Raw genomic sequence first — 25745 nt, 5'->3', positions numbered from 1 at the left:
AAGGCACCATCGAGGTGCCTTTCACTATTTTTTAGTTGTTTCCAAGTTCAAATGCGTCGTGCAATACTTCTACCGCTTTCAGCATATTTTTTTCTTCTACAACAGCGGAAACTTTTATCTCAGAAGTGCTGACCATCTTTACAGCAATATTGTTCTCAGCTAGAACGGCAAACATTTTTGCGGCAACTCCTGGATTGGAGATCATACCAGAACCTACAATTGATACCTTCGCCAATTTATTCTCTGCATCAAGCTGCTCATAGCCTAAGCCAGTTTTATTGTTTTCCAAAACCTTTAACGTGTCAACCCAATCATTTGTGTGAATAGAGAAAGACAGATTAGCTGTACCAGTTTCGGTTGTACTTTGAATGATAATATCGACATTTATGTGATTCTGTGCAAGTGTTGTAAAAATAGTTGAAAGACTTGTTAATGAATTTTTAAGTCCTAATACGGTTACCCGTGTAATTTCATCTTCAAATGCGACTCCGCGGACGACTAAGTTTTGTTCCATTGTAGCTTCCCCCTCAATTACAGTTCCTTCAATTTTCTCCATACTAGAACGGACTTCTAATCGGACATTATAGTTTTTGGCAAATTCCACCGCTCGAGGGTGCAAAACGCCTGCACCTAAATTAGCAAGCTCGAGCATTTCATCATAAGAGACCGATAGTAATTTACGAGCGTTTTTCACATATCTAGGATCCGTTGTGAATACTCCGGTAACATCTGTATAAATATCACACTTATCTGCTTTTAAAGCAGCTGCTAAAGCCACTGCGGTCGTGTCAGAACCTCCGCGTCCGAGAGTGGTAATTTCACCATCTTCGGTAATTCCTTGGAAGCCGGCAACAATGACGACCTTCCCATCATTAAGCTGGGCTTCAATCGCCTGGGTATTGATTTTTGAAATCCTTGCATTTCCATGAACAGGTTCTGTCACGATTCCCGCTTGCCAGCCAGTGTTGGAAACAGCCTCCAAGCCGTTTTGGTTTAAGGCCATACTCAATAACGCGATGGTCACCTGCTCGCCGGTAGAAAGAAGCATATCCATTTCCCGCTTATTAGGCTGAGCGGAGATTTCCTTTGCCAAGTTAACGAGCTTATCCGTTGACTTTCCCATTGCCGAAACGACGACAACTACCTTATTTCCCCGCTCAGTTTCTTCTCTAACACATTCTGCTACATTTAAAATTCTCTCGACGCTTCCAACGGAAGTCCCCCCGAATTTTTGTACAATAAGCCCCATGTTCGTTTTCCCCTACTTTCAAGTGATTGCTATAGTTTTCCCTGGAAAAAATAAAAAAAGCAATGAGAGAGTATCTCATTGCTTTATAAACACAAAAAAATCTTGCGCCTACAAGGTAAGATAGCTCTCCAAGGCAACAGCCTTGACAATCCGGCATTTATTCAATACAGGACCAGCAAAGAAAGAAATGAGACTTTCTTCACTTCGGCGAACATCCCCTTTCAAGGCTCGTCCTGGAAGCTCATCCTTCTCAGAACCTTTACTCTTGAAGCTCGCACCTCTACCTTCACTTTAGTACGTAAAAGTGACAGTAAATTAAATTTTCACTCATTATAGCATGATAATATTACTCTGACAATCCTTATGATTGAAGTTTTTTCATTAATTCTTCCGCCACATCTTTAGGGATTCCAATCGCCCTAAACTCTTCGAGTCCAGCTTCCTTCATTTTTTTCACAGATCCAAACTGCTTAAGCAATAATTTCTTCCGCTTCTCGCCAATTCCAGGAATATCATCAAGCAATGATTGGAAAGCACTCTTGCCGCGAATTTGGCGATGGAAGGTAATTGCAAAGCGGTGAACCTCATCTTGGATTCTTTGAAGCAGATAAAATTCTTGGCTGTTCCGTTGCAACGGGACAATTTCTAATGGATTGCCGTATAAAAGCTGGGAGGTGCGGTGCTTTTCATCCTTCACCAAACCTGAAAGGGGAATATCGAGCCCTAACTCGTTCTCCAAAACATCCCTGACGGCCTCCACGTGCCCCTTGCCGCCATCAATAATAATTAAATCAGGAAGTGGCAGTTCTTCCTTTAAGGCTCTTGAATACCTTCTTCGAGTGACTTCCCGCATTGATTCATAATCATCGGGACCTTTTACTGACTTAATCTTATATTTGCGGTATTCCCTTTTGTTTGCTTTACCGTCCGTAAACACAACCATGGCCGAAACGGGATCGGTTCCTTGGATATTAGAGTTATCAAAGGCCTCGATGCGGTGCGGCGTATAAATTCCGAGAAGTTCCCCCAGGTTTTCCACTGCCTTAATGGTTCGTTCCTCATCCTTTTCAATCAGCGAGAACTTTTCATTTAAGGCAATTTTCGCATTTTTAATCGCCATTTTGATGAGATCCTTTTTTTGCCCCCGCTGCGGCTGTAACACTTTTACCTCAAGAAGCTGTTCCGCCATATTTAAGTCGACTTCATCCTGAATAAGAATTTCCTTCGGTTTAAAATGGTTTGTCTTCTGGTAAAATTGTCCTAAAAATGTGAGGATTTCTTCCTCTGGTTCATTATAGATTGGAAACATCGATACATCTCGTTCGATTAACTTCCCTTGGCGCACAAAAAAGACCTGAACGCACATCCAGCCTTTATCAACTGCATAGCCGAATACATCGCGGTCAGTAAAGTCGGTCATCGTGATTTTTTGCTTTTCCATTATCGTTTCAATATGGATGATTTTATCACGGAAATCCTTCGCTCTTTCAAAATCCAGTTCTTCTGCCGCTGAGGTCATTTTTTCAGTTAAATCTTTTTTAATTTCCTTATAACCTCCATTTAAAAAGCGGGTAATTTCATCAATCATTTCTTTATACTGTTGTTCCGTCACTTCATTGACACATGGTGCCAGGCACTGTCCAAGATGATAATACAAGCAGACCCGGTCAGGAAGAGTCGAACATTTGCGAAGCGGATAAATCCGGTCTAGCAGCTTCTTCGTTTCATTAGCAGCCATAACATTCGGATAGGGACCGAAATATTTGCCTTTATCCTTTTTTACTTTTCTGGTGATAATCAGCTTCGGATGTCTTTCGGCTGTCAGCTTGATAAATGGATAGGTTTTGTCATCCTTAAGCATGACATTATATTTTGGATCGTATTTCTTAATTAGGTTTAATTCCAAAATGAGTGCTTCTATATTAGAGGAGGTGACAATGTATTCGAAGTCTTCGATCTCCTGAACAAGCCTTAGCGTTTTTCCGTCATGTGAACCGGTAAAATAAGACCGAACCCGGTTCTTTAATATTTTGGCTTTCCCCACATAAATGATCGTTCCCTGACGGTCTTTCATTAAGTAGCAGCCAGGCTGATCAGGCAGCAGTGTCAGTTTTTGCTTAATGGTTTCATTCATTCCGGCCACTCCCATCCGTCTTTTTTGTCTATCTATAAATTTTAAAACAAACAATCCATAATGAAAAGCATATGTATCTGGAAAAAAAAGAAAAACCGGAGAAAGCCCGGTTTTTTAATAATGAAATTCATAGGATTATCTTGCCAGCCAACCGCCGTCAACCGCTAAAATATGACCATTCATATAATCGGAGGCTTTACTTGCCAGGAACACAACAACCCCCATAAGGTCTGTGGGATTCGCCCAGCGGCCGGCTGGAATCCGTGATAAAATTTCCATATTCCGTTTTTTATCTGCACGAATAGGTTCTGTATTGGCGGTTTTAACATATCCAGGTGCAATAGCGTTGATTTGAATATTGTATTCTGCCAATTCGTTCGCAAACGCTTTGGTAAGACCAGCAACAGCATGTTTACTGGCAGTATAGGGAGGCACAAATTTTCCTCCTTGAAAAGATAGCATGGAAGCGATATTAATGATTTTTCCGCTTTTTTGTTCGATCATCAGCTTTGCTACTTCCTGGCTCAAAAAGTAAAGGGAATTTAAATTGATTTCCATTACATCATCCCAGTCTTCTTCCTTATACTCCAGTAATGGGGCACGCCGAATTGTACCAGCATTGTTTACTAAAATATCAATCTTACCAAACATTTCTAAACATCGATTTGTGACTTGTTTAACAGCATCTCTGTTACTTAAATCAGCCATGAAAAACTCTGCTCTCTGGCCTGTTTCTTCAATTAATTCCCTGGTTTGTTCCCAATCATCACTGCGAGATACAACAAATATGTCTGCACCTGCTTTGGCAAGGGCCACTGCATACCCTTGCCCCAATCCTTTATTGCCACCTGTAACAATGGCCACTTTTCCAGCCAAGCTAAAAAAATCAAGTGAAAAAGAACTGATATCTGTTGTCATCCTATTAGCCCCCCTACCTTAATTCATCCATTTTGATGTGATCCATGTCTGAATAGGTGATGTTTTCACCACACATCCCCCAAATGAAAGTATAATTGCTTGTGGCTGTTCCTGTGTGGATTGACCAGCTTGGTGAAATTGCTGCTTGTTCATTTTTCATCACTAAATGTCTTGTTTCCTCTGGTCTCCCCATAAAATGGAATACACGTGTTTCTGGCTCCATATCAAAGTACAAATATACTTCCATCCGGCGTTCGTGGGTATGACAAGGCATTGTGTTCCAGACACTCCCCGCTGCAAGCATTGTTAACCCCATTTGCAGTTGACAACTCTGACAAACGTTCGGGTGAACATATTGATAGATTTTCCGCTCATTTAATGTAGAAGGATCACCCATTTGTAAAGGATCAATTTTGTTAATATCAATTTTTACCGTTGGAAAGGTGTGGTGTGCCGGTGTTGAATTAATATAAAATTTTGCTGGATTACTAGCATTCTTGGAACGAAAAAGCACTTCCTTTGTTCCTTTTCCTACATATAAACCGTCACGCATCTGCATATCATATTCGGTCCCATCAAGAATTACAGAACCTTCTCCACCGATGTTAATGATTCCTAATTCACGACGTTCTAGGAAATATTCAACCCCTAATTCTTTATCTAACTTTATTGTTAATTCTTTATCAGCAGGGGTGACACCGCCAAAAATCATTCGATCATTATGGGTATAGGTCAAGTGTACTTGGCCAATTTCAAAAAGTGTTTCAACTAGAAATTCCCTTCTCAGATCATCCGTTGTATATTTCTTCATATCTTCGGGGTGAATAGCATAACGAGTTTCCATAATTCTTATCTCCTTTTTGTTGAAATTATAATAATAAAATGATTATCTAGCGATTTTACCTTGTTCACTTCCAAGAAACTGGTATACTTCTTCTTTCGTAAAGCAATTGCAATCTCCATGAACAGTGTGCTTTAAGGCTGATGCTGCTGTTGCAAAAGAAATAATTTCCTGTGGCGTGAGGTCTTCGAAGAAGCAATACAAAACTCCAGCAGCAAATGCATCACCACCTCCGACGCGATCAACAATTGGCTCAATATGGTGAATTTTGGATTGGTAAAGCTCACCGGCTGCAAACAAATTCCCTTGCAGGTTATTGCTTGAAGCCGAGATGGATGTCCGGAATGTTGAACAGAAATATTCGATATTCGGGTATTTTTCTCGTATTCTTTGATAATAGTATTTCAATCTTTCATCCGCTGGAATGGAATCGTTAACCTTATCAAATCCAAGGATGTGAATCGCGTCCAATTCCCCGCAGAAACAAAAATCGACATACGGCAGCAATGGTTTGATTGCCTCCGAAGCCTCTTGTTGACCCCAGAGTTTGGCACGATAATTAAAATCAAAGCTGATTTTCACACCCATTTCCTTAGCCTTTTTTATCGCAAAATAAGTGAGTTCTCTTAAATTATGTGATAGTGCAAGGGTTATTCCAGACACATGAAACAGTGCCGCCCCTTTTAACATTTCTTCTATTTGAATATCTTCCATTGTTAACTGTGAAAAACTGGAGTATTTACGGTCGTAAATTACTTGCGGACCTCTTTCACCAACACCTGTCTCCAAATAATACGTTCCTAAACGCTCTCCACCTTTTTGTAAAAAATCAGTATGAACACCATGGGATCGTAAATGCTTCTTCACAGCCTCTCCCAATGGATTATTCGGAACTTTGCTAATAAAATAAGTCTCATAGCCAAAATGAGCTAGTGAAACAGCAACATTGGCCTCTGCACCGCCGTAATGAACGGTAAAAAGGTCGGCTTGGTTTAACCGTGTTCCAGTTTGTGTAGAAAAGCGCAGCATGATTTCTCCCATTGTAACTACCTTTTTCATTTTAGAGCCTCTCTTGCTTCCTGGACTTTTTTAACATATTCGCTGGCATAATTGGTAATTTTCCCATAATCCCCTGTTTTTGCAGGTGCGACAAGGTTTCCTCCTACTCCAACAGCGACGCAGCCATTCTTGATCCATTGATCAACGTTATCAAGACTGACACCACCGGTAGGAATAATATTTACCTGTGGGAGCGGAGCTTTTACCGCCTTGATAAACTCAGGTCCAAAGGCATTACCAGGGAATAATTTAATAATATCGACCCCAAGTTGTAACGCATTTTTCATTTCAGTTATGGTCATACAACCAGGAATATATGGAACCTGATACAAATTGCAAAGTCTCGCTGTATCTTCATCAAAGCATGGACTTACGATAAATTGCGCACCAGCTAAAATGGCAATCCTTGCAGTAGCTGCATCTAGAACCGTCCCTGCTCCAATGACTGCCTCTTGGTGGTCAGCATAGTTTAAAGCCAATGCCTTGATAACCTCTTCTGCATTTTGGATGGTAAAGGTGATCTCAATCCCAGTAACTCCACCCTTCACACATGCTTCAGAGATATGTAAGGCCTCATCAGTGGAATCTGCCCTGACAACGGCTACCACTCCACACCCAATAATCCTATTTAACACTTCTAGTTTTTTCATAAAAACCCCCCTTACTTTTAGATACTTCAACAACATCTTAAAATCTATAATCCTTTAAATCATTTAAATAAAAGGAAAAAAATCAATTAAAGAGTTTCTATTTTTACTTGCGGTAAACAGCCTTCCTCATCAAAAATAATTAGTTCGTTTTCCTGCTTTAAAATACTTGCAGGGATTTTATATTCTTCTTGAGGTCCGATTTGCCAGTATCGTCCTAAACAAAAACCATTCACCCAGAAAGTTCCTTTCGATAACCCATCTAAACGTATCTTCACTTTTACATCATCAGTAGATAGTAATGATGTTGTAAAGGTGGTTTTATACCAACATGGTTCGACCTTGTCCTTAATTAATAGATGATCAATCCTTTGCCATTCGTTCGGTTCGGTTAAAAGAGCAGCACTATGCATTTTCCAATGATTTATCTGATTTGCTTCCTTATATAAATAAAGCTTAATTTTCGAAATTCCTTTGAGCCCCTGCCCATCAAATTCAAATTCATTAAAGCCATCATTTAAGAGATGACTTACATCTGCCACTCCATATGGTGCATCAAAACGATTCCAAGCGGTTTCGTTCGTCATGAGCATGACCGGCACCCCTTCATTCAAGCGCAATCTTTGAAGTCCTTCTCCAATAAGGACGGCTTTATCGAAGCCTTGATCATTGACAATTTCTTTCAAAAACGAAATTCTTCCCTCAATTTCCGGAATCTTTCTTAAGGAATGTGTTTTACCGATACCTTCCACTTTCCAGCCATCTAATAAGTCAACAACAAGTCCATCAAGACTAGGAGACTCACTTATTCCCTTCGCTTCCCCTAAAGCTTGTGTGAAATTGTAGCGGCCCATATTTTGAACCAAGAAGTGGATGCTATTATTGCCTTTTTCAACAGGAAGCTCGATAGAAGCTGCCCCTAAATCATTCACTAGACCGATGTATTGATTATTAAGGAACACTCGTGCCGGATCTTCAATTCTCGGTAGGATTAATGTTTTATGGCAAGTTTCCTTCGATTCAAATTGTGCTGTATACGATAAATACCCGCTCCATTGTCCAAATGAACTAAAATCCAGCGGTTTAACCGATTCCCTGCCGATTGAATCATCCATTTTTTCGGGCGCTCGATACCAATCAGCTAAGGAAAATGTAACCTGTGCTTTAGCCTCAATTATTTCGCTATTTTTCTCCACCGTCATTCGATCATTCACGATAATTTCAAAACACTCATCTTTACGATCCTTAATTGAAATAACCTGAGGCTTTGATCCGTGGAAGAGAGTAAATTGCAATTCTCCATTGGTAAGTTTTTCATAACGCTGCGGGTATGGGCAGGAAATGGTTATTTCATCAACATCTTTTACTTGTAAAACTAGTGAGGATTGCTGCCCAGTTTCATGGTAGACAGTACCGATATTTTTTGAAAAACCAGTGGAATACGCAGTTAGTGCTAAAATCTTCACTGTTTTACCCGCTAATTTTCCTGCTTTCATATTCTTTACGACAGGTAAAATTCCATCTGCCTCAATTGTAATAATGAGTTGATATTGGCCCACTGGGTTATAAAGTTTGTGAATAACACGCTCCGATTTCGAATTGGTAAGAAACGTAATACTTCCAGCTTTACTCTGCAATGTTTTGCCTTGCAAGCCTTCAGGCAGTACGTAACACTTTTCGATTGCCACTGGATTAGTTAATATCGGTTCAACCCAATCAATAAAGCTGTGAACTCGTTTTATTGCATGATACTTTGGCGTCTCTTGCAAGTACTCCGTTAGAGGTGCATCATAATCATACGAGGTAATCATAAATGTATGTTCCCCAATCGTACGTCCGCCCCAATGGTCAAAATTCGTTCCGCCAAAAAACATATAATAATTAATGGCTGTGAAACCTTCCCGCAACAATTCATATAACGCTTTTTCTAACATCCCGGCTGTTTTTTGATTAGCTTTTGGTCCGCCCCATTGTTCAAACCATCCAACCCAAAATTCAAGAACTCCTTTTGGCTGTCCTTCGAACCTTTCATCTAGTATTTTTGCATGTTCCTCTGCATGAGACCAAAAGTTCCGGAACTCAACTGCTCCTTCAACACCGCCATAACAAGTTACTAATGGAACATTAATTCCTCTTGTAATGAGTCCGTCTCGTAAATATTCCATATACTTTTTATCCGGTTTTCCAAGTGCTTGAAATTCATTTTCAACCTGCACCATGATGACTGTACCCGAATTCGTTATTAAATAAGGTAGAACCCGAGGCACTAATTCGTCAAAATACCGATCCACATAGTGTAAAAATGGTTCATGATAACAGCGGTATTTCATGTTTTCCTTGGTACTTAGCCACCAAGGAAAACCACCGAAATCCCATTCCGCACAAATATATGGTCCTGGCCGGAGAATTACATATAAGTTTCTTTCTGCACAATTCTTTAAGAAAGCTTCTAAATCTTTATCGTTTGCAAAGTCCCATACTCCTTCAGCCTCTTCATGCCAATTCCAAGGGATATAGGTTTCAATACAATTACAGCCTGCATTTTCTATTTTATCTAGCAGTTCATCCCACTCAGCTCGTGGCAGGCGGAAATAATGAACGGCTGCCGACTTGATGAAAACTCGATTTCCATCAATAATCCAGCTATTTTTATCAAATTGAATACTCGCCATACCGGCTCTCCCCTTCTAATAGTTCTTTTTGTCCCTCTACATGACCAAATACTTTGAAAACTGTTTTCATTACAATAAAACAATACATGCTTCCACTAAAGAAAAATAAAGAGCCAGGAAGCAGCAATAAGATGAAAAGTATTCCGATACCGGAAGCGATCATTATGACCGTTTGAATGGGATGTGTAACGGCCAATAAGAATGCTGTTTTAATATATAAAAAAAATGTTAAATCATAATGGACATACAAGGGAAGGAAATAAAGGACAACGACCAAAAAAACAAGCAATAGTCCGGCAGATAGGATTGACAATAGCATATATGGCAAACCATCTAAAGATTGAAATAACATGACATCCAGTCCAAAAACTGCGCCAACAAATAATAACAAGTAACCGTATAGATTAGCTTTCCTAAATTCTTCCTTATACTTCTTCCAAAACAAACGAAAGATTGGTACCTGTTCCTCCTCGATCACAAGTTTACGCATGACCGCAAACATGGCCACCGTTGCCGGCATGAGACCCACTAAAACTAAGCCGAGAAGTGAAAACATGATCCATAAAATGTTTGTATAAGCAATCAGCATGACTTTCTCTGAAATTCGATAAATCCCCGAAAGCATTCCCTTTGTTTCCATCATCACCATTCCTATCCTTTTCCGTTAAATCAGTCTCTCATGCTAGTACTATTTAATAACAATCACTTCTTCTTCTGTACCTTTTCTTTTGATGATAACAATCTCTCCAAAAATCTGAGTCCCATCAATACAATAAGACATTCGGTGCAGGGAAGGCTTTTTATGACAAACGATGATTATATGTTCCTCTTTCAGAAGAGGCAAATAAATTTTAATTGCTTGTGCATCTTTTTGATCAACTATCTCGCCGAATAAATCATAAACTGCAACTGCTTCCACAGTTGGGATATCTTTTTCGGCTGGTTTCTGTGGATATATTACCTGCATCAAAGCTGTTGGGCCAGTTGATTTGGCTTTATAGTGAACACTTATGTTTTTTTCAAACCGATTGTATTCATAGGAGATATTCCCCTCCTTGATGACAGCAGTAAAAATAGTTGAGTTAATAGGAATGAGATAGAGATTTGCTTCATTCTCATTTTTTGTAAAGCAGCTTTTAGTGGATTCATTTAACTCAATTTCACCAGGTGAAAAATGAAAGCTCTGCGAAAAGATATGTTCACCTTTACAGTCAAACTCATCCACAAGCAGCCAGTAATACGGCTTTACAAAGATAATTCTTCTGCGGGTATAAACCGGGTCGTCTAAATGCAGGTAACCGTCATGACTGCCTTCAACATAATCAAACTGTTCATGGCTGGTCCACTTCGTCATTAGCGGGGCAGCAATCCTGCCAAAGCCCCATGTATCTATACATTCCGTAAATTCTACTCCATCCACGAGGGAGGTATTATGAGCCTTTGCGCTTTTTAATTCCCTTCTTAACGGATAACTATCGCTATAATTATATCTGCCGAGGTCTGTTAAAAATTCTTTTCCATAGGCATGAACATCGATATGAAAAAGATCCGCGTGTCCATGGCCGCCACCTAACTGGCCACAATGAAAATATAGATAAAGAGCTTCATTTTCCCATCCTGAACGCATAAAATAGTTCCCTGAATCCTCAAACCCAACGGACAGCTCCTTTGGTTTCTCTGCAGGAAGCTTATGGTAAATGTCAAAACCCTCTAAACCAACTTCCCATAAGTTCTCAAAATCGATTGTTGAGTAACCTCTAAACTTTAAGATGGGATCCCTTAAAAGGATAGCCGCCTGAGTAATGATATCCCTCAGGTCGAAGCTGTCACTATCCCCCTTCATTGGCTGATGATGATTAGGTTTCGCCATAAATACATCGGCATAGGCCATTTTTCTTGTTGCTTCTATTATTAATGGATCGATTTCAATCCCATAGTTTTGACTTAGTTGAACCGTTCTTAAATAACATAAAAGAACTTCGTTATGATACATCGGTGACTGTTCCCAATGCATTCCATCGTTCATTATTTGAAGGCGGGCAGTTTTCAATAATCGCTCTAAACTCAAAGTTTGCCAAACGCTGGCCTGGTTAATTTTGTGTAAAAAAATGGATAATTCAAATAAAGCTTTGTTCTCAATAACCCCCCAGTTACTAATCGCTTTCCAATTCGAAAAATCACTGGCTAATAATTGGGCATGTTCATATAAAGAACACAGCATTTTTTCAAAAATCTCCGTTGTAAAATGGGGACTATTTTTAAAATAATCATAGGCTTTGATCCAGTTGCTGCTTCGTATACCGGCATCTATTGTTCGCCATGTCAGCAATGCCGTATTTGATTGTTTAGGATTGGAATCAATCCAGTCCGAAAGCTGTTCGCAAAAGCTTTCAGCATACCGTTCATCCCCTGTTAACATGTATGCCTGGCCAAGTGGGATAAAAAAACGATGTCTGTTTAGCATATACGTCCACTCTGGGTCTTCTAATGGAATATATGACCAATCGATTTTCCCTTGGAATGAAACAGGTATATTTGTCCGTTCCATATCCCATGCTTCTTGGAATACAAATACTTGATTGACTACTTGTTCAGCTACAGCCCACACCCGTTCGACGTCTTCGCGATAATGCCTTTTTGCCAACTTTACAATAAGTTCCTTTTCATGATCGGGAAAATATAAAGTAGGCTTGAATCTATGATTATTCATACCAGTATCCTTTATGATTTTTCTCTAAACGCATTAAAGCCTCAAGATAATAGTAATCTCCCCAAATCATATAATCATCGATTGCCAGATTACCAAGTACATGATAGGACCCATGCTTTAGGAGCCCTTCCTCATTGTTTTCATTGTTTGTTGAATAATTTTCTACAAGTGATTGCATCATTTTTTGGACTATATCTTCAAAATATGTTCGTTCCCAGTCGTCTTCATTTAACTGGCTGATTATTTCAAGTATTCCACAAGCCGCAATTGCAGTTGCTGAGCTGTCACGTGGCGTATTTACATCTACTGGTGCATTAAAGTCCCAATAGGAGACATAGTCATCTGGTAAATGTTTAATAAAATATTTCGCCATTCTTTTTGCAGTTTCTAAATATGCCGATTTTTTTGTATAGTGATAGGAAAGGGCAAATCCATAGATTCCCCACGCTTGACCTCGAGTCCATGTCGACCCATTTGTATATCCTTGATGGGTTGCCCCGCCAATAGGTTCACCTGTTTCTTGGTTAAAGAAAAATGTATGATAAGAGCTATCATCCCCGCGAACAAGATAGCGCCTGCTTTTATCAGCCTGAGCAATCGCAATATTCCGATACTTGGGATCACCCGTTTGTTCAGTTGCCCAATATAAAATCGGAAGATTAAGCAGACAATCAATAATAATTCTTCCGCCTTCTTGTTCATGATCTTTTTGGCCCCACGCTTGTAGATACTGACCTTTCTCACGCCAGCGTCCAAGCAACTTATCCGCAGCCTGCAGTGTTAGTTCTCTTGCAGCCTCGTTTTTTTCGATGACCCACTGGGCTTTAGAAGAAAGCGAATACAAAAATCCAATGTCGTGATGATCGAGAACTATATTTTTATTTAGGCGGTTTTGAAAACTATCAACCGTTTGTTTAGCCTTTTTTTTAAAAATAGGATCATTAGAATATTCATAACACAGCCATAACAAGCCTGACCAAAAACCATCGGTCCAGTCGTCATTATCGTTCAATTCATATTTACCATTCATGCTGACATGTGGGAATAACTTACCGAAACGACCTATATTATCCCTAGTTTTTTCCACTGCGTCTTCAATCGCAAATTTCCACATGAATACATTCTCCTAACAATTAGTTAAATCTAACTTTTTGTATTAAGTGTAATGGGAAACAAAGCTGTGGAATATGTGATATTTACAGAAAAATGTGCACTTTTTTTACCTATAAAAATATTTAAGTAGTTTTTTGCAAAAAAAGAAGGAGAGAGACCAAAATAAAAATTTCGGATCTCCCTCCTACAGTTATTATTAATTGTGATGTTCTAATAGTAAATTAGTTAAATCTTCAAGCAACAATTTTGCAAAGGGTGTATTAATCTTTTTTCCGGATTGTGCTTGAACTAGATTTTCTAATGCATTTAAACCATTCCGTGTTTGTTTGTCTTCAATCTTTCCATTCTGGATTTTGTAAATCATTGAGAGCAGACTAGCAGCTATTCCTTCATCAGTAATCCATTCCATTTCCCTTCCATAGTTAATAGCCTCATCTAAATGATCAATGTCCATTTTAACCTTAAGATTATAGGTTTTGTTTGTAAAGTTTCCAGCCATATCGGTTGCGGTAACCTCAATAGTATGATCTCCTATAGATAGTGAAAAAGGCTGTATTTTTATTGGATTACTTATCACCACTCCATCTAACTTGAATTCTTTACTTAAGACACCGCTAAAGGAATCAGAAATCTCAAATTCCGGATTGATAGAATCCGTACGATATAATTCTAATAATTCTGGTGCTATAACGGTAGGGGATGTCTTATCTATGAATTTGATAGAATGTGTTTTCCCTATCGAACCGGCAACATTAACTTCAATCTTTAGTGTTGGAGATGTTTGTAGAACTGTAATGGTTTCATCCTTTTTATCAATATCTAGGCCTGTTTTGTTTAATTCCAGGATCACTTTATCCTGTTTTTGTGTTGGATCAGATACTGATAGAGTCAATCCTTTACTATCCTCTTGAACCATAACAGATGCAGGGCTTTGCACGGTAATAAAGTCTACGGTTTCTGCTTTAAAAAAGTTTGCCGCTGTGATCCCAAGTGTCTTTTCTCTTACTGCCTGAACCGCTGATGTATTTGCAAGGACACTTATATTGGGATTACTACTATATCTTTCTGTCTGGGTGACATCTTTATTCGGGAGAAGAACATACGAATAAGAAGCATTTATAGGCATTTTCCCATGATCAAACGCTAAACTTAAATAGTTTCTTGTAATAGACTGAGAGGATCCACCATTATTAATCTCGTTCCAAGTCCCTGTTCTCGCTTCACGTAATCCATTCAGACTAGTTGATTCAGGAAAATAATAGCCTATATCTGAGCTTTGAACATTTCCCTCTAAGTGAGCCCATTTAACATTGTTTAATGTTTCGGAATCACCAAGTTGATTTAGCTTTTCTTCCCCGTTAATAATCAGCTTATTGTCACCATTATCATTCAATTGTCGATTTTCAATAATCGTTTCTACTTTTGACTCATCTGAGCTCGAAATATCAGCACCTAAGGCAACAATCTCATCATCGAACATAAACCAGGATTTTTTCCCATGCAGTGAACTACCAGTCAGTTTTTCAAGGGAGAAATCCATTCCAGCAGTACCATAAATTCCATTAAGATTAGAACCCCCAACCCATGTTCTTGGGTTATAGTAACTTGCCCAATCCTTCAACGTTCCTTTTGATTGATCGGTTGTTGTACCCGGTAAACGATAACTGTCTACGGTTGGCCAAAAATCATTGCTAAATTGCTTTAGGTCATTGTTATATAAATAAGTAGCCCCAGCTCCTGTGTACCATCCTTTTTTATTTTCTCCATTACCATACTCAAAACCTGAAATTCTATCAGAAAACATACTGATTCCAAAACCAAATCCAGGCCGAAGATGAACGACCCGATCCATGCTTGCAAAGACTTGATTCTTTACTAACTCTCCCATAGGCTCAATCGTAGGGTCACTCATTAAAGAATTCACAAGATTGATTTGATAAATTGATAAACCATTCGCATAATTTGTAAATGTGGTATCTGATTGAATCCATTCTTTGATCATTCGCTTGATAGCTATTGCCCTGTCTGGAGGAGCTGCGTCAGCCAAACGAAGTAAACTTAAAATGGTTGCCCTGCCAGTTACATGCTCATTCGTGCTCTGCCGAGAAATACCTCTGCCCGTCACCATGTCCATCATCGCACCTTTATAAATAACTGGTTCAAATGAATCGGTTACCCAGTTAAACACATTATTAACGGTCGTGTCTTTGACCTCCCATGGAGAATCTTTTAACAAATACAACATATCAGCTGTACGGCCGAGCCAGGTTGCTCCATATCCCCCTGTATAGGCAATATTAAAGTGTTGAATAAGAGATCCGTCCTTGAAGACACCATCCCCACTATTAACGTAAAGATATTCTTTACTAATTGAATCACGCCCCTGCAATACTTTCGCACTATTTTTTTCAATTACGCCACGGAGTGAAACAACAAGAGCCTTATCCAAAAGGTTAGCACCTGTTTCACGGAAGTTTGGATCACTAAGAGAAACTCGTTTCGTAGGATCCGGAACAAACCTATCAATTGCTCTTATATACTTATTAATTTGAGTGGAAGATATTTCGTCAAACATTAACACAACTATATCGTTCAACGCTTGAGGAGTTCCAATTTCCCAATCCCACCAATTTCCATACTCATTTTTATTTTCATTGTAACGATAGGTATACAACCAATCTAATCCACTAACAATGTCTGCCTTTAACGTTTGATTACCATACAATGTTGAACCTTCGATAGAATACGCAAGAGCCATATCTTTTAATCGTTGGTAGGAAGTAGTAATTTTAGCTGAATCAGTTGTACTTGCGATATCATTCCACAAAGACGTGCGATTCTCTGACTTATTCATCGAATCCCATAAACCTGTTCTATCATCGTTTGTAATTTTTTCTACTAAACTACCAATATAGGTGGCCTCATCCTGATTGTTAGGATTATATAGTTCGTTGCCCGTTAGTTTATTGAACCAATTGACTCGGAGTTCTTCATAGGATTCAACAGCCTCAGCCGAATCTACGCTTACTAGACACTCTGCTGTAAATCCACCATCTTTTGATGTTGCCTTAATAGTTGTAACTCCTGGGGTTACTCCTGTAACAAGTCCAGTTTCGTTAATCACTGCAATATCAGGGTTTGAAGATGTCAAAAAAACGGTTTTGTCCGTCACATCGGCAGGTGTAAATATCGGAGTCAAGGTCATCGTTTCCCCTATTCCTAACGTTATGGCATTTTCCTGCAACTTAAAATCAGTAACCGTTTTCACAGATTCCTTTAATGTTACATCATCAAACCAGGCTTTACCTTTTGCTGTTTCAAAAAATAGCTCGATTCGTAATTTACTTGCACTTTCTGGGATAGCTAAATTTAATTCTTTTAAGCTCCAGTCATGTGATCCTATTGTTTTTTCAGTGGATGGTCCATCACTAACTTTTTTACCATTACTATCCATGTACTGTGTTCGGACAAACAGTCCTCCCCAAGAGGCTTCAATATTTTCTGTTTTGACCCAAAATGATAATTGATAGTTTTGGCCAGATTTGACAGCAACATCTTGTAGAACATCCGCTCTGCTTGTCTCAGAAGCATTGATAGAGATAGACTTTCCCCCCTCATGATATACGTCAGAATCAATCGATAAAACTGGATTACCACTCGGAATCCAAACACTCCAATTTTCAGGGCCCATCTTATTTGTCCAGTTACTATTACTAGTTGTTATCTCAAACCTGCCATTTTGTATTAAATTTATTATTTGTCTTTCTTCAGCTGCAACTTTATTTACAGGAAGAACTGAACTTAGAATAAAGAAAATTGTAAAACAAATACTCATTGCTTTTTGCACCTTTTTTCCCCCTCAGTTCAAAATTAAGAATAGTTTACTATTAAATAACAAAGGGGAAGGTGTAATATTCTTTGAATTTTAGGGAATATTTTTACTTTTTAATCTATTATCCTTTTCCATTCGAAATTTAAATAATCATCCCAACTAATAACCCACCTTGGATCGGTACTCTCTCGGTGTCATTTTCGTATATTTTTTAAATACTTTCGAAAAATAGGTTCGATCTGAATAGCCGCATTTTATTGCAACCTCTTCAACTGATTCTCCCGTTTGCTCTAGGATTTTTGCAGCGACACCGATTTTAAAACGATGAACATAATCGGTAAAATTTTCCCCCGTCAACCGCTTAAAATAACGGGAGAAGTAACTTGGATTCATAAATAAATGAGTGGCTACATCTGTAGATGTTACATTTTCAGAAAGATTCTGAACGATGTACTGATCAATCTCTTGTAACTTGGGCTCTCTAATGCTTGCTCCGTCCATTTTTCCATTCCATTGAATAAGCTGGTTAAGCTTGTTTTCTACAAGTTTTACTGCATCACTTAGTCTAGTGCATTCCTCAAGAAACGAATAAAACTCTTCATTTCCCGTTTCAATATACTGTAATTCAATTAAACGGATTCTACGTGCAATAACCTTTTTCAATTCTTCAGGGTCAAGTTTCATTTCAACTGCGGTTAGAGTGATAAATGATAGAATCTCTTTTACTCTGTTACTATCTTTTTCTTTTACAGCGATAACTAGTTCATTCATCTCTTTGTCAAGAAGCCGGCTGATTGGACAAAAAGCGCTTTGGTTGGATTGCATATCCCAATTCAAAATCGGTACAGTATTATAAAAAAAACGATATCGATTGTAAATCATGTGTTGGAAAACAAAGCCAACATTCTTTATATCACAGGATTGACGGGCAAAGATAAAAGAAATCTCCAGACCTAAAAATTTAAAAATCTTCTCTTGTATTTCCATTAATAAAGATTGAATGTACTGATGATGATCAAATTTTATATTTTGACGATAGTTGTAAACAAAAACAATAGATTCTTCCTCATTAAAAAATGTAATTCCATGATATTTTTTAGCAATATCACAAGCAATATTATAAAATCCGTATTTAATTATGGATAGATCTTGATAGGAATATTTTTCCATAAATGTAGATAAGGACAAGTGACCCGTTCCTAAAATAAATGAAGGATACTGCCAGCCAATATCAAGTTTTTTTGCAAACTGGATTATCATATCTGGCTTATCTCTTTTAATTAGACGGTCGAATAACGAATGTTTCAGTATTTCAATATTCCGGTTGAGTATTTCCTTATAGGATAAACCTTCTAAGCTAACAGAAGTTTCTGTAATTTTTTTAATCGAATTTTTTAAACTTTCTTCGAGCTGCTCTTTCGTTAATTCATCCTTAATCAAATAACTTTCGGCATTTAGCTGAATGGCTTTTTGTGCATAATGGAAATCCTCATGACAGGTTAAAAAAATCATTCTTACATCTGGTTTGATTTGTTTGAATTCCGAAGCTAGTTCAAGGCCATTCATTTGTGGTAATCCAATATCTGAAATAACCAAATCAGGTTTATATTGTTTAAACAGCTCTAAGGCTTTTATACTTGAATAGGATGTGCCTACAACATTTAATCCATGCTCTTCCCAATTGATTAATTGGCGCAGATATTTAATCATTGGTACATCATCATCAACCAGCATTATGTTAATCAACTATTTTTCACCTTCCTTATTGTATCAAACGGAATTTGAATAACTATCGTTATGCCTCCATTTTCATTTTGTTGAAGTTCAATATCTGTATTGGAACCATAATAAAGCTTTAATCTCTTAGCAATATTCATTAAACCAACTCGATTATAGGATGTTTCTTCAAAGTCAATCTTTAACATTCGGTTTAACTCCAACAGTTGATTTTCACTCATCCCTTTTCCATTATCACTTATCATTATAAAGACCCATTGATCCATTTTATTAGCACGGATGGTTATTTCTCCAGTTGTTTTTTCAGAAAATCCATGAACAATGGCATTTTCTATAAAGGGTTGAAGTAATAATTTTGGTAATGCAATATTATTTACCCTTTCCTCAATTTCAAGCTTAAGTTCTACATTTACATCTGTCCTCATTTTCATGATTTCAATATAATGAATTAATAGTTTACATTCACTATCAATTGTGGAAAGTTCATTTATTTTCATATAAGATCTTAGTAAACTCATAAGAGAATTTATTTTTTCAGCATGTGCTAAATCATTATTAATAAATAAACTACATTTTATTGAATTCAATGTGTTGAGCAAAAAATGAGGTCTAATTTGTGCAAATAATGCACGCAGTTCAATTTCTCGTTTTTCCTCTTGTTCCCTTTCAATTTTTTCAATTAAATTATTTATTTCATCTAACATGTTATTAATGGTTCTACCCAATTCATTTATCTCATCTCGGCCTACAGGTAAGAAGCGTACGTCGCGCTCTCCTTTACCAAACTTAGTTGCAACAAAGGAAAGCCTTTGTATCGGACGATGTAGTCTTTTAGCTATTAAAAGAGAAATAAACAAAAAGATGAAAAAGAAAACGATAACTATAATGGCACTGACTAAAAATGTTTTTGAGATCTGTCCAGTGATTTCCTCTTTCGTTGTTTTATGAATAAGTTTCCATTTTGAAATGGGGATGATAACTTCATCGCGTATTTCTCCGTTTATTTTTTTTTCACCCTCAAATGCAACTGTAGAATCCCCGGCTATTATCCTCCCATTCTCATCATATAGAGCAAGTTTGCCTGTCTTGGCAGATTCAAATAATGTTTCAAAGTATTTTTTGGAAATGCCAATATTTAATACAGCCAAAGGTTCTCCCGTTTTAGGGTGCTTAATAACACGACTAAAATAGTAATAGGAGTTTCCATCTTTCGGATCACTAACTATTCCCAACGATTGTAAATGATTCGTTTGATTACGATCAATTTGAGGCTGCAACAATTTCCAATGACGATTTAAAACATTAATAGACGTTGTTTTACCTGATATACTATCTGAGTAAGGGATGATAAAACCTTGGTTATTGACTAAAAACATATGAATCTCGGTGCTTAACATTTTAATTGAAATAAAATCAAAAGATGCGATCACCCTTTGATAGTTTTCATAATCTCGATAACTTTTTATTTGAGTGGTATCTTTAACATCGTTAAGAGTTTGAATAGTATCATCGTTTTCTACGTAAAAATGAGTAACATAATTTAAATCATCTACTGTTTTTGAAATGTCTTTCGAAAGCAAATTTAATACTGAACGATTTGAGAGTGCGATTTTTTCTTTAACCATATCTTTCGTGCTTTTGTATGACAACATGGAAATTACCATTAGTGGAAGCAAGATTAATATAATAAATGAGGCCTGTATTTTTTGATAATAACTTAATTTTCTCATATATCTTGCCGCCTTTTTATAAACTAAGATTTAATCGCTTTCATTTTTAATTATACTACAAAATATTTTTTGATTTGGCAGGACCGGCTATTAACCTATTAAATTATTTACCGGTAAATTGAAAACAAAAGGCACTCCCATTGGTGTGCCTTTTGGTAAAATTCTTATTATTTATTTTCATCTATTACTTTATTTGCTTCTTCAGCCATCCACTTTTGAACATCTTTAGCCGATTTGCCTTCAAGAATGAACTGACTAAATCCATCACCTAAAATTTTATCCAATTGTGCAGCATATGTGATTGATACTTTTGAAGCTGGCAATGCCTTAGTTTCACTGCCATATAATGTGTACATTAGAGAATCTACATCGTAATATTTTTCTTTACCGGAAATCCATTTTTCAACAAGTGGCTTTGCGTCTCCCTTTTTCCAACCAGACAGCTCAGTTCTTGCATCAGTTAAGTTTGTTGAAATAAAACGAGCAAATTTAAAGGCTGCTTCTTTATGTTTTGAATTTTTACCGATAGCTAAATAGTTACCACCCATATAAACATCTTGCTTGTCACCTTTTTTGTATACTGGTACTGGTGCAAAAGCCGTTTTAAACTCGTGTGGGAACTGTTGGATGTTACCTGTATCAGGAATCATCCAAGAGCCTGATAATAACATGGCAGCATCGCCATTAAAGAACTCTGTCCGGTAATTGAGTTTTGCTCCAATAACATCAGCATATGGCTTAATCGATTTATCTTGTTTCTCCATCTGACGTCTGAGGTTAAAGAAATACCCATAGGAAGGATCAGTAAAATTCGTTTTCCCATCCTCAGTCATAAATGGATGCTTAAATTGTACCTGGGCAATTGGATTCGCATATAATCCCCAGTTATGGAAGTATGCACCATATTGTTTTTCAGTACCTTCACCCTTAGTTAATTTTTTAGCATATTCAGCAAATTCATCCCATGTCCAACCAGCCTTCGGGACTTCAAGACCTGCCTTATCTAATGCATCTTTATTTAGAAGAACAAAATTTGTTGAGACATTTGTTAAAATCCCATAATATTTTCCTTTGTACTTAGGATTAACAAAATATTCTTCCTCAGGATTTAATTTATTTTCTTTATATAAGTCATCAAGCGGCTCAACTACGTCTTGTGCAGCTCGTTGATAAATTGCATCAATGTGTGGGGTCATAAATAAATCAATTGGTTCACCGGATGCCATTAATACGTCAAGCTTCTTTAAAGTTTCAAGAGAGTTTCCTGGAACAAGTGATACATGTTCAACTTTTATATTCGGATTTTCCTTTTCAAACTGCGCTATATATTTGTCAGTAGAAGCCTGCATCACCTCGTTGTCCCAGTTATAATACTTAATTGTTACTTTTTCCTCTTGACCCTTAGACTTCGAATCAACGTTAGATTCAGTGCTGCTCGAACATGCAGACAATATTGACGTTGCGAGAAAAACTGTACTAACTGCTAAAGCTGCTTTTTTCTTTAAACTCATATGAATCCCCCTCTTTTTTATTAACCGCTTACATTTCAAATTATACTTCTTAATCATTTTACTAGTTGTGCACAATTTGATACTATTTGTGCACATTTTTTACTAGTTTAACAAGTCTATATAATCAGCCTTTTACACCGCCCAGTGCAATTCCTTTTATAACTTGCTTTTGCAAAATAATAAAGACAATGACAAGTGGAATAACTGCTGACATTGAAGCCATCATTAAGACCGCAAAGTTATCCGCGTAGTCGTCTTTAAATAATTGCAGACCAAGTGTTATTGGATAAAGATCTTTGTTCAGTAAAAAAATGAGTGGCCCCTGATAATCATTCCAAATCCAGATAAACTTGATAATCCCTGCAGTTGCCAAAATCGGCTTACATAATGGTAAAATAATACTCCAATAAATTTTAAAGTAGCCTGCTCCGTCTAATTTTGCGGCCTCAATATATTCATTGGATATCCCAAGCATGTATTGTCTCATTAAAAAAGTAAAGTAAATGGAGAATAACCCCATCAAGATTAGTCCTTCATGCGTATTATATAATCCAAGCCATTTAATTAAAATAAACCTAGGTACCAATGTAGCTTGTTCAGGTATAATCATGAAACTAAGAACAAGTGCAAAAACGAAGTCTCTACCTTTAAACTGAAGTTTACTAAAGGCGAAAGCGGCCATGGAAGAAAAAATTAAGGTCGATAAAGTTTGGATGGTAGCTAGTTTTATAGAGTTAAAATAAAACTTATAAAAAGGAATATCTGCCATCCAAACTGCTTTAAAGTTTTCAACAATATTCCAATCTTTAGGAATCCACTGAATAGGAAATACCATTACATCTTTTTCAAATTTAAATGCAGCCGACATCATCCATATTAATGGAATGAGGAAAAAGATTGATAATACAAACATACCAATTGTGAATAAGATCTTACTAATCTCAGGCTTTTTTTTCAATTGAATTCACCTCCATCAAGAATGTACAAACCGTTTTTGCAGTTTCCAGCTAATTAATGTAATTACCCCTACAATGATAAACAATAACCATGAAATTGCAGATGCATATCCCATATTGAATTGTTGAAAACCTTCTTCATAAATACGGAATACAATAACGGTTGAAGAGTTATTTGGCCCACCTTGCGTTAAAAAGGCAATTAAATCAAACACCTTAAATGAACCGATCAATAATGTGATAAATAAAAAGACATTTGTTGGTCCAAGCAATGGAAGCGTAATTTTAAAGAATTGCTGAAGTTGTGATGCACCATCAATACTTGCTGCTTCATATAATTCTTCAGGGATACTTGATAATGAAGAAAGATAAATGATAATTTGATAACCGATTCCCGCCCAAATCGTAATAATAATAATTGAAATTAAAGAAGTCTTTGGACTTGCTAACCACATTGGCGGATTTTCAATTCCTATACCAGTTAAAAATTGATTAATCGGGCCGAGGGATGGGTGGAATAGTGCACTCCATACAGCACCAATAGCAATAATGGATGAAATATAAGGAATAAAAAACGCGATTTTAAAATAACTTGACATGTAAACTTTCGTATGAATAATGACAGCAAGTATAATGGCAAGGAACATTCCAATCGGCACAGTGAAAATAGTAAATATGAAATTATTTTTTAAAGCTGTAATAACTTTTTCATCTTCAATTAATTTAAGAAAATTATCAAACCCGGCAAAATGGATAGCTTTTAAGCCCCCGACCAAATTCCATTCAGAAAAGCTAAGGACAAGCGAAAATATAAGAGGAAATAAATAAAGTAACAAGATTCCAATGACTTCTGGCAATAGAAATAACCATCCAAATAAACCTTCTTTTCTCCTGTTTGTCCAAAATGCCTTTTTGTGTACATAATTCACCGGAACACTCGTTTTGATGACTTTATTTTCCACGAACGATACCTCCTTTTTTTATTTATAAATCCACTATATAGGATTGTGTTTTTTGATTAATTAACGATTCTGACTATAATGTGCAATATTTTTACTTTCATTTAAGATGAAATGTTATTGAACCCATACATTCCTCTAACTAGTAGTTCCTTCAAAAATGGACATAAAAAAACCCAGATATCAGACATTTTTGAATGTCTGATATCTGGGTCTATTGTACTTGAACGATTCCATTCAATCTTAAACGTGCTTTCCTAATACGCTTGCTAATGCATCTTTTGGCTGGAAGCCGACTACTTTATCGACAACTTCACCATCTTTGAATACTAATAAGGTTGGAATACTCATTACGCCAAAATTAGCAGCTGTTTGTGGATTCTCATCTACATCAAGCTTTGTGATTTTTACTTTATCGCCCATATCTAAATCAAGTTCTTCCAATACTGGGGCGATCATTTTGCAAGGTCCGCACCATGGTGCCCAGAAATCTACAAGTACAAGACCTGAACCTGTTTCAGACGTGAAATTTTGATCTGTTAAATGTGAAATAGCCATTTTTATATTGCCCTCCTAATGAATAATGAAACACTACCGAAAGTATAACATCGTTTGTTTACTCTAGCTAATAATCTGACTCGCTAATAAAAACGAGCGGAACATTCCGCTCGCCTTATTATTATGAATGAACTTTAAGCTTTTTAAACTCTTCTGTTAATAATGGAACTACTTCGAATAAGTCGCCAACGATTCCGTAATCAGCTACCTTAAAGATATTTGCTTCAGGATCTTTGTTGATCGCTACGATTACTTTAGAGTTAGACATACCAGCTAAGTGCTGAATCGCACCAGAAATTCCGCAAGCGATGTAAAGGTCAGGAGTTACAACCTTACCAGTTTGGCCGATTTGTAAGGAGTAATCGCAATATTCGGCATCACATGCACCGCGGGAAGCTCCTACTGCTCCTCCTAAAACTTGCGCTAATTCTTTAAGCGGAGCAAAGCCTTCTTCACTCTTAACACCGCGTCCACCTGAAATAACGACTTTAGCTTCACTTAGGTCAACACCCTCGCTAGCTTTTCGTACCACTTCTTTGATAATCGCACGAAGGTCTTTAATTTCAACAGATAGGGAAGCAACTTCACCATTTCTGCTCTCATCCTTTGCTAAAGGTGCGATGTTATTTGGACGAACGGTTGCAAAAATTAAGCCGTCGGTTACAATTTTCTTTTCAAATGCTTTACCTGAATAAATTGGTCTTGTAAATACAACATTGCCTCCAGCCACTTCAATAGCTGTAGCATCCGAGATAAGTCCAGATTGAAGTTTTCCAGCGATTCTTGGAGAAAGGTCTTTTCCAAGTGCTGTATGACCGAAAACCAACCCTTCTGGCTTTTCTTGGTCAATAACCGCTAATAGGGCTTGTGCATAACCATCAGAAGTATATTGCTTTAATTTTGCGTCTTCGACAACCACGACACGGTCAGCACCATATTGTACTAATTCCGCCCCTAAAGCGCTTACAGCTTCGCCAACTAAAACTCCAACAACTTCTCCGCCCTCTGCAACCGTTTTTGCGGCAGCAATAGCTTCGAAAGATACGTTACGTAATGAACCGTCACGAGCTTCCCCTAATACCAATACTTTTCTAGACATTCCATTTCCCTCCTGCAAAC

Annotated in this window: 18 protein-coding genes and 1 riboswitch; all 18 genes read right to left on the bottom strand. The window is 37.4% G+C overall.

The window, feature by feature from the left end; genetic code table 11:
* Positions 1–31: 31 nt before the first annotated feature.
* The gene (locus tag AC59HZ_RS01000; protein WP_496544060.1) at positions 32–1249 is read right to left on the bottom strand and encodes an aspartate kinase; all 1218 of its coding nucleotides are present in this window, start codon (positions 1247–1249) and stop codon (positions 32–34) included.
* A gap of 113 nt (positions 1250–1362) precedes the next feature.
* Positions 1363–1540, bottom strand: a riboswitch (Lysine riboswitch).
* Between the two features lie 70 nt (positions 1541–1610).
* A complete protein-coding gene (gene uvrC, locus AC59HZ_RS00995; protein WP_496544059.1) occupies positions 1611–3383 on the bottom strand; it encodes an excinuclease ABC subunit UvrC in 1773 nt (590 codons plus the stop codon).
* Between the two features lie 135 nt (positions 3384–3518).
* Positions 3519–4301 carry a 2-dehydro-3-deoxy-D-gluconate 5-dehydrogenase KduD gene (gene kduD, locus AC59HZ_RS00990; RefSeq protein ID WP_496544058.1) on the bottom strand — a complete coding sequence of 261 codons (783 nt, stop codon included), beginning with the start codon at positions 4299–4301 and terminating at the stop codon, positions 3519–3521.
* A 13-nt stretch (positions 4302–4314) separates the two neighbouring features.
* Positions 4315–5145 (bottom strand): 5-dehydro-4-deoxy-D-glucuronate isomerase, encoded by an 831-nt coding sequence (gene kduI / locus AC59HZ_RS00985; RefSeq protein ID WP_496544057.1) that lies wholly within the window; start codon positions 5143–5145, stop codon positions 4315–4317.
* Between the two features lie 42 nt (positions 5146–5187).
* Positions 5188–6201 (bottom strand): PfkB family carbohydrate kinase, encoded by a 1014-nt coding sequence (locus tag AC59HZ_RS00980; RefSeq protein ID WP_496544056.1) that lies wholly within the window; start codon positions 6199–6201, stop codon positions 5188–5190.
* Complete coding sequence (locus tag AC59HZ_RS00975; protein WP_496544055.1) at positions 6198–6851, bottom strand: bifunctional 4-hydroxy-2-oxoglutarate aldolase/2-dehydro-3-deoxy-phosphogluconate aldolase; 654 nt, start codon at positions 6849–6851, stop codon at positions 6198–6200. The genes AC59HZ_RS00980 and AC59HZ_RS00975 overlap by 4 nt, the downstream gene beginning before the upstream one ends.
* Before the next feature lie 86 nt (positions 6852–6937).
* Positions 6938–9520, bottom strand: coding sequence for a beta-galactosidase (locus AC59HZ_RS00970; protein WP_496544054.1), 2583 nt, complete (start codon positions 9518–9520; stop codon positions 6938–6940).
* Positions 9501–10163 (bottom strand): YesL family protein, encoded by a 663-nt coding sequence (locus AC59HZ_RS00965; RefSeq protein ID WP_496544053.1) that lies wholly within the window; start codon positions 10161–10163, stop codon positions 9501–9503. Before AC59HZ_RS00965 ends, AC59HZ_RS00970 begins: the two co-directional genes overlap by 20 nt.
* 45 nt (positions 10164–10208) lie before the next feature.
* A complete protein-coding gene (locus AC59HZ_RS00960) occupies positions 10209–12230 on the bottom strand; it encodes an alginate lyase family protein (protein WP_496544052.1) in 2022 nt (673 codons plus the stop codon).
* Positions 12223–13344, bottom strand: coding sequence for a glycoside hydrolase family 88 protein (locus AC59HZ_RS00955; RefSeq protein ID WP_496544051.1), 1122 nt, complete (start codon positions 13342–13344; stop codon positions 12223–12225). Before AC59HZ_RS00955 ends, AC59HZ_RS00960 begins: the two co-directional genes overlap by 8 nt.
* A gap of 195 nt (positions 13345–13539) precedes the next feature.
* Entirely contained in the window at positions 13540–17190 is a 3651-nt protein-coding gene (locus tag AC59HZ_RS00950; RefSeq protein ID WP_496544050.1) for a polysaccharide lyase family 8 super-sandwich domain-containing protein, read from the bottom strand.
* Positions 17191–17334: 144 nt separating this feature from the next.
* Entirely contained in the window at positions 17335–18921 is a 1587-nt protein-coding gene (locus AC59HZ_RS00945) for a response regulator transcription factor (RefSeq protein WP_496544049.1), read from the bottom strand.
* Positions 18918–20642 carry a sensor histidine kinase gene (locus tag AC59HZ_RS00940; protein ID WP_496544048.1) on the bottom strand — a complete coding sequence of 575 codons (1725 nt, stop codon included), beginning with the start codon at positions 20640–20642 and terminating at the stop codon, positions 18918–18920. The genes AC59HZ_RS00945 and AC59HZ_RS00940 overlap by 4 nt, the downstream gene beginning before the upstream one ends.
* A 167-nt stretch (positions 20643–20809) precedes the next feature.
* The gene (locus tag AC59HZ_RS00935) at positions 20810–22153 is read right to left on the bottom strand and encodes an ABC transporter substrate-binding protein (RefSeq protein ID WP_496544047.1); all 1344 of its coding nucleotides are present in this window, start codon (positions 22151–22153) and stop codon (positions 20810–20812) included.
* A gap of 124 nt (positions 22154–22277) precedes the next feature.
* Positions 22278–23066, bottom strand: a complete 789-nt coding sequence (locus AC59HZ_RS00930) for a carbohydrate ABC transporter permease (RefSeq protein WP_496544631.1) — start codon at positions 23064–23066, stop codon at positions 22278–22280.
* Positions 23067–23126: 60 nt separating this feature from the next.
* The gene (locus tag AC59HZ_RS00925; RefSeq protein ID WP_496544046.1) at positions 23127–24071 is read right to left on the bottom strand and encodes a carbohydrate ABC transporter permease; all 945 of its coding nucleotides are present in this window, start codon (positions 24069–24071) and stop codon (positions 23127–23129) included.
* Between the two features lie 240 nt (positions 24072–24311).
* Positions 24312–24626, bottom strand: a complete 315-nt coding sequence (trxA, locus tag AC59HZ_RS00920; protein ID WP_496544045.1) for a thioredoxin — start codon at positions 24624–24626, stop codon at positions 24312–24314.
* 121 nt (positions 24627–24747) lie between these two features.
* Positions 24748–25725: an electron transfer flavoprotein subunit alpha/FixB family protein gene (locus AC59HZ_RS00915; protein ID WP_496544044.1), complete on the bottom strand. Its 978-nt coding sequence runs from the start codon at positions 25723–25725 to the stop codon at positions 24748–24750.
* Positions 25726–25745 lie beyond the last annotated feature (20 nt).

The sequence above is a fragment of the Neobacillus sp. DZ-9 genome (genome assembly GCF_059587065.1).
Note: the sequence above shows the minus strand (reverse complement) of the source record. Positions and strands in the feature narration are given on the sequence as shown.